Source organism: Chloroflexota bacterium (assembly GCA_018829775.1).
Classification (GTDB): domain Bacteria; phylum Chloroflexota; class Dehalococcoidia; order Dehalococcoidales; family RBG-16-60-22; genus E44-bin89.
The window spans coordinates 1-10,596 of record JAHJTL010000062.1 but is presented as its reverse complement, the minus strand read 5'-3'; the positions used below and the strand labels follow the sequence as shown (position 1 = coordinate 10,596).

The 10,596-nt window shown below is 47.0% G+C and carries 8 protein-coding genes; 5 read left to right on the top strand and 3 right to left on the bottom strand.

Translation table 11 applies throughout. The annotated features are described in order from the left end of the window. Together KKD83_06245 and KKD83_06240 are read right to left on the bottom strand one after the other, a co-directional pair. Positions 1 to 785, bottom strand: a 785-nt coding sequence (locus KKD83_06245) for an SDR family oxidoreductase (protein MBU2535747.1), incomplete at its 3' end; no start/stop codon positions are given. A gap of 127 nt (positions 786 to 912) precedes the next feature. Beyond that, on the bottom strand, positions 913 to 2,274 hold the full coding sequence (locus KKD83_06240) for a Gfo/Idh/MocA family oxidoreductase (GenBank protein MBU2535746.1): 1,362 nt from the start codon (positions 2,272 to 2,274) through the stop codon (positions 913 to 915). A gap of 195 nt (positions 2,275 to 2,469) precedes the next feature. Here KKD83_06240 and mnmA point away from each other — a divergent pair, with 195 nt between their 5' ends. Then, positions 2,470 to 3,543 carry a tRNA 2-thiouridine(34) synthase MnmA gene (gene mnmA, locus KKD83_06235; protein MBU2535745.1) on the top strand — a complete coding sequence of 358 codons (1,074 nt, stop codon included), beginning with the start codon at positions 2,470 to 2,472 and terminating at the stop codon, positions 3,541 to 3,543. Here the strand turns inward: mnmA and KKD83_06230 are convergent. Next, positions 3,498 to 4,649, bottom strand: a complete 1,152-nt coding sequence (locus KKD83_06230; protein MBU2535744.1) for a PAS domain-containing protein — start codon at positions 4,647 to 4,649, stop codon at positions 3,498 to 3,500. The two genes, mnmA and KKD83_06230, sit on opposite strands and share 46 nt — an antisense overlap. Before the next feature lie 740 nt (positions 4,650 to 5,389). Here KKD83_06230 and KKD83_06225 point away from each other — a divergent pair. The 4 genes from KKD83_06225 (at position 5,390) to KKD83_06210 (ending at position 10,329) form a co-directional block, all read left to right on the top strand. Next, positions 5,390 to 6,934, top strand: a complete 1,545-nt coding sequence (locus KKD83_06225; protein MBU2535743.1) for an MCP four helix bundle domain-containing protein — start codon at positions 5,390 to 5,392, stop codon at positions 6,932 to 6,934. Positions 6,935 to 6,944: 10 nt separating this feature from the next. Next, positions 6,945 to 7,673, top strand: a complete 729-nt coding sequence (locus KKD83_06220) for a response regulator transcription factor (protein MBU2535742.1) — start codon at positions 6,945 to 6,947, stop codon at positions 7,671 to 7,673. Further along, positions 7,670 to 8,053, top strand: coding sequence for a response regulator (locus KKD83_06215; protein ID MBU2535741.1), 384 nt, complete (start codon positions 7,670 to 7,672; stop codon positions 8,051 to 8,053). The genes KKD83_06220 and KKD83_06215 overlap by 4 nt, the downstream gene beginning before the upstream one ends. Positions 8,054 to 8,307: 254 nt before the next feature. Continuing rightward, on the top strand, positions 8,308 to 10,329 hold the full coding sequence (locus KKD83_06210; protein ID MBU2535740.1) for a transketolase: 2,022 nt from the start codon (positions 8,308 to 8,310) through the stop codon (positions 10,327 to 10,329). The last annotated feature ends 267 nt before the right edge of the window (positions 10,330 to 10,596 follow it).

The following is a 10,596-nucleotide window of genomic DNA, read 5'->3' as shown; positions in this document are numbered from 1 at the left end:
TAGTAATGCGAAATATGCAGGCCGCAGCTTACCACCAGCGTATGGCCCGTTATCGCGCTTGATTCATCGGAAGCCAGGAAAACAGCCGCCGCCGCAACTTCTGCAGGCTCAATAAGCCTCTTGAGCGAGAAGTCCTTGATTAACCGTGCCAGTACTTCCTCGCGGTCGACCCCTAGTGTTTCGGCCTTGGCTTTGGCTGCGTTGAGGATACGGTCTCCCCTGACTGCCGCGGGACTGATGCAGTTCACGCGGATATTGTGCTCTCCCACCTCGATGGCCATGGTTTCGGTAAAAGCAATAACGCCCATCTTGGATACGCAATACGGGCTTCTCATCGGGAAACCAGACATCCCCCCTACAGAGCTTATATTTATAATATTGCCGCTCTTTCGTGAAATCATGTCCTTCAATACTTCCCTGGAGCAGAGCATCGAACCAGTCACGTTCACGGCCAATACCTCGTTCCATTTGTCCAGTTCCATATCGACTATCCTGGCGGTAGGGCCGGCCATGCCGGCATTATTGACCAAGATATCTATCTGCCCGTATTCGGCCAGTGTCTGAGCCACCATTTGCCTGACCTGGTTCTCGTCGCTGATATCAGTAGGTATGGCCTTGGCTCTGCCTCCGTGTGAATTGATGCTATCGGCAATCTCCATAAGCTTGGGTGCAGTCCGCGCCGCAATGACTACAATCGCACCCTCGGAGCTAAAAGCCTGGGTAATGGCCAGTCCGATACCTGAGCCACCTCCCGTAATCACCGCAACCTTTTCCTTCAGCCTCATAGTTAATATCCTCCATGCATAGTTAACACATTATAATCCAAAGGATATCTTTTTGAATGCCGAGCCAGCAATGGAAAATTTTGAGAGATGCTACGTCAAACCGATATCCACTGATAGCGTATTCTTTTTATTTATTTATGGTCGGCTTGAAATCGTCTTCCAATATTTTGCGTATCTTATAAGATAACTGACTCTTATCCAATTCTACATCTTGGTAAGTCAAAATTGAATCTTTGCGCACTGGCCGCAGTAGTTTCGCGCTGCGGCTTAACCCCATTGGCAGATAGCTTCCAGTTATACTATCGTCTGCTCTAACCAAACGACCATATACCGTGTATCCACCTTCGCCATCCAGGACATCGCCCTTTTTCAAATCCTTCTTGGCTACGGAGGCGACATCAGCTGCGAAGAAATACGCGGAGCCGGTTTCTTCACCACGAAGTGCCACCTTGGCCACGCTTATGCCCAGTTCTAGCCCGATAAGGTGATAGGGCCTGAAAGCGGCTGCATACTCACCGGAAGTATCTTTAACAAAATCGTGCATAGCCAAAAATCGACGCATATGGTCCGTCGTTACCTGGAACACAACATAGACTCCCCAACGCAGATGGTCTTTGACGGGGCTCCCATCTCTTTGTTCGCTGGCCACAACTTCCACGGTTCCGCTATGTTCCAGAATGCCACCATCATTCACCGGCTTCAGCACATTGGCTAGATTCTGGACTCCTACCGGGGGAAATTTCAAGCCATTTTTCTGCGGCACTAACCCGGAGGCATTGGCCAGCGTACACATTTCAATGGCTGGTTTGGTGCCATCCAGAAATGAATTATACATCTTGGCGTTGAATTTAACGGTGGAAAGCTGTTCCTCGGAAAAGCCGAAATAGCTCCAGACGGTGTCGGGAGTTGAATAATGGTATTCGGGTTGGTAACGAGTTCCTTTGCCGGCACAAACTACCTCGACACCTATGGTACGAGCCCAATCTATCATTTCGTCAATTATCGCGGGTTGGTCGCCGTAGGCCATAGAGTAAACCAGCCCTTTTTCCCGGGCTCTTCTATTGAGCACCTGCCCCAATAGCGCATCTGCCTCAATATTTACCATGACTATATGCTTACCGTGCTCTATGGCTGTCCAGGCATGGTACGTTCCTGCCTCAGCAATTCCAGTGCTTTCGACAATAACGTCCAGGTCTGCTTTGATTAGCTGCTCCGCGTTATCGGTCAATACTATTTTTCCCTTGCTGGCACTATCATTGATGGCGCCTGCTGAGTTTTCGTAACCGATGGCTTCTCTGGCCCATCCGATTTCCTGGCAGGTCTGCGTTGCCTTTGCCAGGTCAAGGTCTGCGATGCCAACCAATTTCATCCCGGGGGTTCGCCTCGCTTGTGCCAGGAACATCGAACCAAAGGTACCAGCACCGATAACACCAATCCTTATAGGCTTATTTGTTGCTTCTCTTTGTTGAAGAGATTTATATAAGCTCATAATTACCTCGCCTATTGTTATTGAACTTGCGGGCGTTCTCCAAGCGTGAATGTATGAATCATATTATCATTCAGCATAATTAGTTGTAAAATAAGGGACGAGCGCGATACTTCTCTTAATGCGTTGGCCATCTTCCATAGGGTAACCTGAAAAAAGATGAATGAATTATCACGAATAACGACGTGTAAGGTAGAAATGAAAACAAAAGTTTTGGCAGCGATGAGTGGTGGTGTGGATTCATCTGTTGCCGCTGCTGTTCTTAAGAGTGAAGGATACGATGTAACGGGAGTGACCATGGAAATATGGTCAGGTGAAGCATGTGGTATAGAAGGCCGGCACCATGGGTGCTATGGACCAGGAGAGAAAGAGGACGTAGAGGATGCTCAAAAAGTTGCTCAGAAAATAGGAATCCCTTTATATATTTTTGACCTCAGGGAGGTTTATAAGGCCGAGGTCCTTGATTATGTCCAACAGGAATACCTATCAGGCAGGACGCCCAATCCATGTATCAGGTGTAACCGCATCATTAAATTAGGGGCGCTAATCGAGAAAGCCCGCGATGCGGGAATTGAGTCTGATTTTTTCGCCACCGGTCATTATGCCCGTATTGAATGCGACGAAAGTCGGCGAATCTGCCTTTTAAAAAAGGCAAAAGACCAGACCAAGGACCAGTCATATTTTTTGTCTTTAGTATCAAAACAACAGCTTGGCCGTCTGCTTCTGCCCCTGGGGAACTTCTCTAAAGATAAAGTTAGGGAACTAGCTTCTGAGCTCGGCCTCGATGTACATGATAAGCCAGAGAGTCAGAATTTCATTTCCGGTGGATATTATTCGCTCTTTAAAGCAGCGGTACAGCCAGGACCGATATTAGATGGAAAGGGAAATATTTTAGGACAGCATAAAGGGATCCCGTATTACACAATCGGACAACGGAGGGGACTTGGAATATCAAGCGATGAGGCAGTGTATGTTACGGCCATTTATCCCGAGAGAAATGCAATACAGGTAGGTAAACGAGAGGAATTATTCAGCGACGAACTAATTGCATCCGAGTTAAACTGGATAGCAGTAGATGGGCTGGATAAACCTACCAGGGTAAAAGCCAAGATAAGATATTTCAGTAAAGAGGCAGCGGCAGTACTGACTCCGTTGGATAAGGACAAAGTCCATGTGAGGTTTGAGGAGCCACAAATGGCAATCACTCCGGGACAAGCAGTAGTCTTTTACGATGATGACGTTGTTATTGGTGGAGGCATTATTGAGGAATAAGGAATTTCAATATTGATTTCAGTACCATTGCCTCCAGGATGTGACCGGATGGTCAGTTTACCGTTAATGAGTTCCACTCTCTCCTTCATGCCCAGTAGCCCCAATCCTCGGGGTCTGTCTTTGGCGCTTATGGCCTCCTGAACGTCAAAGCCTCTACCATCATCCTGTATACGAACTCTAATAGCATACTTTTTGAAATCCAGGCTTATGATGACATTTTTAGCACGGGCATGTTTTATGATGTTGTTGATTGCTTCCTGAATAACCCTAAATAGAGTCGCCTCCAGCTGAGAGGACATCCTTCTCTGCCGTCCCGTAACATTGAAATTTACCGCAATTGCAGCTTCACCTAAATTATTCTCCGCCAACCATCGTGCCGCAGCCACAAGTCCCAGGTCGTCCAGCAGGGAGGGACGAAGCTCGTAGATCAACTTGTGCATCTCATCGAGTATGTCAATAGACAGAGCCTGTACTTTTCCCAACTCAGCCTTTGCCCTTTCCACATTGTCTGGCAACATACGCGCTATCGCTTCAAGGTTAGCCGCAAAACCGGCCAGGGTCTGGGAAGTCTCGTCGTGCAGTTCACGGGCGATTCTTTTTCTTTCTTCTTCCTGGATGGAAAAAATCTGACGTAATAACTCACCACGAATCTCATCTTTTTCCTGCAACTCTTTATGCAGTTTAGCTATTTTCAACTCCATCTTTTTTGCCTCGGTTACATCACGCATCAGTTCAATAACTGCAGCGGTGTTACCTTGATTATCGATGATAGGAGAAGCAATAATATCAAGATACCGTTTTTGCTTTTTACCTCCAGTATCATAAGAATGTATGTGGGTTACCTGGGTCGGTTTACCTGTTGCCCACACCAACTTAACCGGACATTCATGGTAGGGAGAGCGGCAGGGTTTAGATTGGCCATGAGAAATTTTGTAGCAATATTGCCCTACTACTTCTTGTCTGCTCTTTCTACGTCTTAAAAGTAACGTGTCGTTAGCATCTATTATGCGATAATTTCTATCAACTATCAGAAGTTCATCCTCCAAGCTGTTGATAATTGATTTCAGATAGTTAACGTATTGTTCGTGGTCTTGCGTAGCCATCATTGCTCTCCGTCTCTTTGAATAAATACTAATCCCTGGTCACCTTATAAACAAGGTGACAGTACCCGCACTTCTTTCACCCTTCTGACACCTATCTTATCACCAACCACGAACATATTAGTTTGTTTCCATACTATTTACCGTCAGGTACAGCATCATTTTAGTCGAATGCAGCTATTTGTCAATACCGAGAAGCATATTGCAGATACAGGAGACATCGGGATTAAAACACTTTATAGCTTGGACTTCGTCCAGCAGGTCAACAACTGTGGCCAGTTTGGATTGTTCTGCAATCCCGGTATAGCAATAATACTCTGCATTTGATAATTCGTGGGCTTTTGCAAGGACAACTGGCATCTTCTATAAATCACGGACTGCTTAGACCAAGCAATATTTGGAGCTATAACCTCTATAAAGTGAAGCAGCACTTGACACATGTCTTATAATGTGAATAATATGTGACAGGTGTCACTATGTCAGAGACTTCGTTGTATGGCGACTGCTTAAGAATGATTTTCATTCGGCGGCATCGCGGGGAAAGGATTTGGAGAAGTAGAGGGCAAAAGATATTACTAAAAGAACGGAGAATTGGCTGGCACAACTGCATATATCAGAGGGACAAAGATAAAAGCCAAGCAGAAGACAAAAAAGCAACTTATAAATGAACTGGCGATCTTACAACGACGGATAGTTGACCTTGAGAAATCTGAAACCGCGCTCAAGCAGGCAAAGGAGGTAGCACCATGAGGTTATCGATTCGAACCAAGCTGATGATTGGCTTCGTTCTTATCTTGGTCGCTATGGCGGTCGTAGGATGGCGTGATATCGTGGGGATGGGCGACATCAACAAGGAGCTCAATTCGATCAGTACCGACCAGTTCGTACCGGCGAAGACGATTGCCAACGCAAATATCGCGCTCATCGCTTGGAACCGTGCCATGTTGAATCACGTTCTGGCCGAGAGCCCAGAAAATATGGATGAGTACGAACAGATCATGCTAGAGCAGAAGGCCATTGTACTCGAGCGCCTTCAGACACTATCTGAGGCTGAGCAGCTATCAGGGAGGGGAAAGGAGCTGGTCCGAGAGGTCGGAGCCAACTTTCAGCAGGCCGAGCCAATCCGGGACCGAGTGGTAGCCTTATCCAGAGCGGGGGAGCAGGAGGAAGGCCGTCAGCTCATCCGGCTGGAGTTGAGGCCCATCATCGACGAAGTGGATGTATATATGACCGAGTTTCTCCAACTGCAGGAGAGACAGTTAGGTGAGGTCATGAATACCACTGATGAGCGCTACCAGCAAGGCCTCAGCCGGATTTTGTGGATTATCGGGATAGCGATCGTCATCTCGATCTTCATCGCCCTCTTTCTCTCGAATACGATCATAAAGGGTATAAACGAGTTGGTTCGAGGAGCGAAATTGGCAGCGGTTGGCGACTTCAAGCAGGCAAAAGTCACCGTTACATCGAAGGACGAGTTGGGATATTTAGGTGGTACCTTTAATGAGATGTTAGCCAGTGTTACAACAAATATTAGCCAGCGTGAGCAAGCGCAGGAGGAAGTTAGGAAACACCGCGACCATCTTGAGGAGCTGGTAAATGAGCGGACAGCGGAACTAAAAACGGTCAATGAAGAACTTCGGCAGGACATCACCGAGCGCAAGCGGATGGAAGAAGAAATAAAGAGAACTCGTGATTACCTGGAAAAATTAAACAGTTCCTTGAAAGAGGTAATATTTAATGTTAAGTTTCCCGAGAGGACTATTGAGTACGTAAACAGAGCAGTGGAGACTGTTTTCGGCTACAGGCCGGATGAGTGCATCGGGCAGAACACAGAATTCCTGTTCAAGAGTAATAAAGATTATCTTGAAATGGGTAGAAAACTGGGCAGTGCCATAGAGAACAATAAGCATGATTTGGAACTAGAGTTTCAAGTGAGAAAGAAAGATGGCGGGGTAGTTGATGTCGCTGTAAACTTTACCTTTATTAAGGAACAAGGAGAGTTAACCAGAGCAATCTCTGTTTTCAGGGATGTCACCGAGCGCAAACAGGCAGAGGAGAAACGGATAAAACTTATCCAAGAGCTTCAAGAGACGCTAAAGGAAGTACGAACGCTAAGTGGCCTGCTTCCCATTTGTGCGTGGTGTAAGAAGCTCAGAGATGACGAGGGATATTGGAAATCTGTAGAACAGTATATCGGTGAGCGGACTAAAGCTGAATTTACTCACGGTGTGTGTCCAGAGTGTCAAAGTAAATTCCTCAGCGAAAGGAATGGTAATACCAAGGTAAGCTAGAGCTGAAAATATGAAAATTTTAATTATTGAGGACGACCCTACTATTATAGAGGTAGTGGCTCGAACCCTTAAAACTACGTGGGTTGAGGTCAACTTAATTTCCACTGTTTATGGTGAGGAAGGGATAGAGTTGGTCAGGAAAGAGCTTCCGGAGATTGTCATCCTTGATCTCATGCTGGATGATATGGATGGTTTTGAAGTATTGCGGCAGATTCGTTTCTTCTCCGATGTGCTGGTGGTCATCCTCACCGCAAGGGGGGACGAGGATAATAAACTAAGGGGGTTACAAGAGGGGGCTGACGACTATATTATTAAGCCTTTCTCAACTGGTGAGCTTGTAGCTCGGATGAAATCCTTAATTCGCCGTAAGGACATCACTGAAGCAACGGTTAAGGTTGCTGCGAAACCTTCCACCAGGAGGCTTAGTATTGACTTTGCGAACCAGAATGTGAGTGTTGGTGGTAGTCTCTTACGGTTGGGCCCTAGCGCGTATGAACTGCTTTATCTCCTTGTTACCAATGAGGGGGTGGGGCTCTCTAAACAGGCACTCAGGAAGCAGGTATTCCCAGAGCATAGTAATGATACTACAATTGTCGACGTATTTATCAATAAACTCAGGGAGAAGCTGGAAGAGGACCCCAAGAACCCAAAGATGATACTCAATGATGGTACGACAGGCTATAAGTTTGTCGGCTCGTACTCTATGGTGAGAGAAGCTTTGAAGGAGACAAAGGGTTGACAGAGCAACAACGAAGAATTCTTGTCGTTGATGACGAACAGACGGTGCGGGACTTCCTCCAGCGGGTTCTAGAGACAGCGGGTTATACGGTGATTACAGCATCTAGTGGTGAGGAAGCCCTGGGAAAAATGTCTCAATTTGATATCGGTTTAGTGCTTCTGGACATAATAATGCCAGGATTAGATGGATTTGAGGTTCTTGACTATATGCGACAGTATGTAAACATTCCTGTAATAATGCTTAGCGGAATACATGAAGCGACTACTAAAGTAGATACTTTGACGCTCGGGGCAGATGATTATATTACAAAACCATTCTCAGTGGAGGAACTCCTAGCTCGTATTCAAGTGAAGCTAAAACGAGCTGGACCAACTTCCTGATCTGTAGAATACTGTTTCTTTATCGACTATAAGAAACGATCGCATGTCTTATTACACCTTTGAATGAAAGTACAGAATGTTCAGCATCCAACAATTGCTTGTTTTGTTACCTCATTGCACATTTTGACGAATCGTATTTCCGGGATTTCTGGTAATAGTTGAGCCTGCGTTTAATTTTATGTAGAAGTCCTCATGATAAATTATCCCGCTTTACTCAAGTGCTATAATTATTAAGGGGCAAAGGAGAGGAAATTATGCCGCTCATTAATTCAAAGACAGGAAAAATTGATAAGGTTTACTCCGTTAAGGAACTGGAAGAAGCTGCCAATACTATGAGAGGTTACAGCCTGATTGCTTTAGGCGCCGCGGGTTCAGGTCATTCTGGAGGAACGTTATCGCTCATGGATGTCTCTGCGGCACTTTATTTGCATGAGGCAAAGCTGGACCCCCAAAACCCCTTCTGGCCGGACCGCGATAGAATATTCTGGTCAGCAGGGCACAAGGCACCGATACTATACGTCAGTCTGGGTATGGCAGGGTTCTTTAATGTTGAAGAGGTGGTTACTCTTCGTAAACTCCATTCACCGTTCCAGGGTCACCCACACTGGCTCAAGCTGGAAGGCGTGGAGGCATCCAGTGGTTCGCTGGGACAGGGGTTATCTCTTTCCGTGGGGGACGCCCTGGCCGCCAGGCTGGATAATAAAGATTACCGCGTATATTGCCTTATGGGTGATGGGGAACAGCAGGAAGGTCAGATTTGGGAGGCAGCAATGGAAGCCTGCCACTATGGTCTGGACAACCTCTGCGGAATCGTTGATAAGAACCGCCTGCAGATAGACGGCCGTGTTGATGATGTCATGTGCATTGACCCGCTTGCCGAAAAATACCGCGCTTTCGGATGGCATGTTATTGAAATCGATGGTCATAATATGGAAGAGATACTCGGTGCTTTCAAGGAAGCGAAAGAGACAAAAGGCAAACCATCCCTCATTATTGCCCACACTACCAAAGGCAAGGGCGTTGACTTTATGGAAGACGTATGTGGCTGGCACGGAAAGGCGCCGACCATTGAGCAGACGAGGGACGCCTTAAAACAGCTGGGACTCGATACAAAGCTCCCCGTGGAAAAGCTGCTTAAAAAAGCGGCAGCTTACCAGGACAAGATTACCCGGGAACTCGAAGCGAAACAGCCCAAATTTTCGCAGAATTACTTCTGGAACTCCAGAGAGACTATGAAAGCTGAAATGGTGCCCACTCGAATGGGATTCGGCAACGCTCTCGCCGAACACGGCGACGACCCCAGGGTGGTCTGCCTGGGAGCTGATATCTCCGACTCTATAACCATCAGCCAGTTCTACAAGGACCACCCTCACCGTACCGAGCGCTGGCTTTCCATGGGCATCGCAGAGCAGTCGGGGACATGTGTGGCTGCCGGACTGGCTAAGGAGGGCAAATTGCCCATCTTTGGGACGTATGGCGTCTTTGCCTCGGGGAGGAATCTTGACCAGTTGAGAACCACCGTCTGTTATGGCAATTTCAATGTAATGATTGCCGGAGCTCATGGAGGTGTCTCGGTTGGGGCTGATGGTGCCACCCACCAGGCGCTGGAAGAACTGTTTCAGATGTGCGGTTTGCCCAATATGCATGTTGGGGTTCCGTGCGATGCCGTGGAGACCAAGAGGGCAACCGAATACATGCTGTTTAACGTTGTCGGTCCGAAATACATCAGATTTGCGCGTGAGGCAACCCCTATAGTAACCTACGATAGCACTCCTTATAAGTGGGGAGAGGCCAACGTTATCCGTTTCCGGCAGGTACAAGAAAAGTTTATAGATGCGTTTGAACATTATCTGGCTTCCGAGTATGAGAATGAAAACGAGGACATTGCCATTATAGCCTGTGGGCCCTCAGTAGCGGAGGCAATGAGGGCGGCCTGGATTCTGAAAACAGAGTATAATCTGGAAACGAGAGTGCTCAACGTACACACCGTGAAGCCGCTTGATGAGACAGCCATTGCCAGAGCGGCCAAAGATTGTAGCGTGGTCATCACTGCCGAAGAGCACCAAATCGGTGGCCTGGGGAATTTGGTTGCCGCTGCCATCGGGCGCTCCGCAGAAGTTTACGGCACGCCGGTTATTATGGGAATGATTGGAGTACAGGACCGCTTCGGCGAGTCTGGCTCGCCGTGGGAACTGGTAAAAGAGTTCGAGCTCTCTGCGGAACATATTGCCGCCAAAGCGAAATCACTGCGCGAGTTAAAATCGTCAAAAAGTTAATATTTTAGAAACATATAGCTGATTGCCAGGATGTATACTGAAAAGCGAAGTCGAGTCATCAATTAAACTTGTAATCATTTTAATAATTAATTTGTGATTGTTTAATTTTCAACCCGATCAATGTTATCTATAGAACAAGCAGTTTTGGATTTCGTCAGCAATACCTACAACCTGATAGGTTGGCCGGGTGTTGTCGTCATGATGGCTATAGAGAGCGCCTGCATTCCCCTGCCCAGTGAGATAATAATGCCTCTTGCCGGCTGGATG

What these genes read in the sequence shown, in the direction of transcription:
- KKD83_06240 (MBU2535746.1), bottom strand. Translation starts at nt 2,274, where the DNA reads ATGAGCTTATATAAATCTCTTCAACAAAGAGAAGCAACAAATAAGCCT.
- mnmA (MBU2535745.1), top strand. Translation starts at nt 2,470, where the DNA reads ATGAAAACAAAAGTTTTGGCAGCGATGAGTGGTGGTGTGGATTCATCT.
- KKD83_06230 (MBU2535744.1), bottom strand. Translation starts at nt 4,649, where the DNA reads ATGATGGCTACGCAAGACCACGAACAATACGTTAACTATCTGAAATCA.
- KKD83_06225 (MBU2535743.1), top strand. Translation starts at nt 5,390, where the DNA reads ATGAGGTTATCGATTCGAACCAAGCTGATGATTGGCTTCGTTCTTATC.
- KKD83_06220 (MBU2535742.1), top strand. Translation starts at nt 6,945, where the DNA reads ATGAAAATTTTAATTATTGAGGACGACCCTACTATTATAGAGGTAGTG.
- KKD83_06210 (MBU2535740.1), top strand. Translation starts at nt 8,308, where the DNA reads ATGCCGCTCATTAATTCAAAGACAGGAAAAATTGATAAGGTTTACTCC.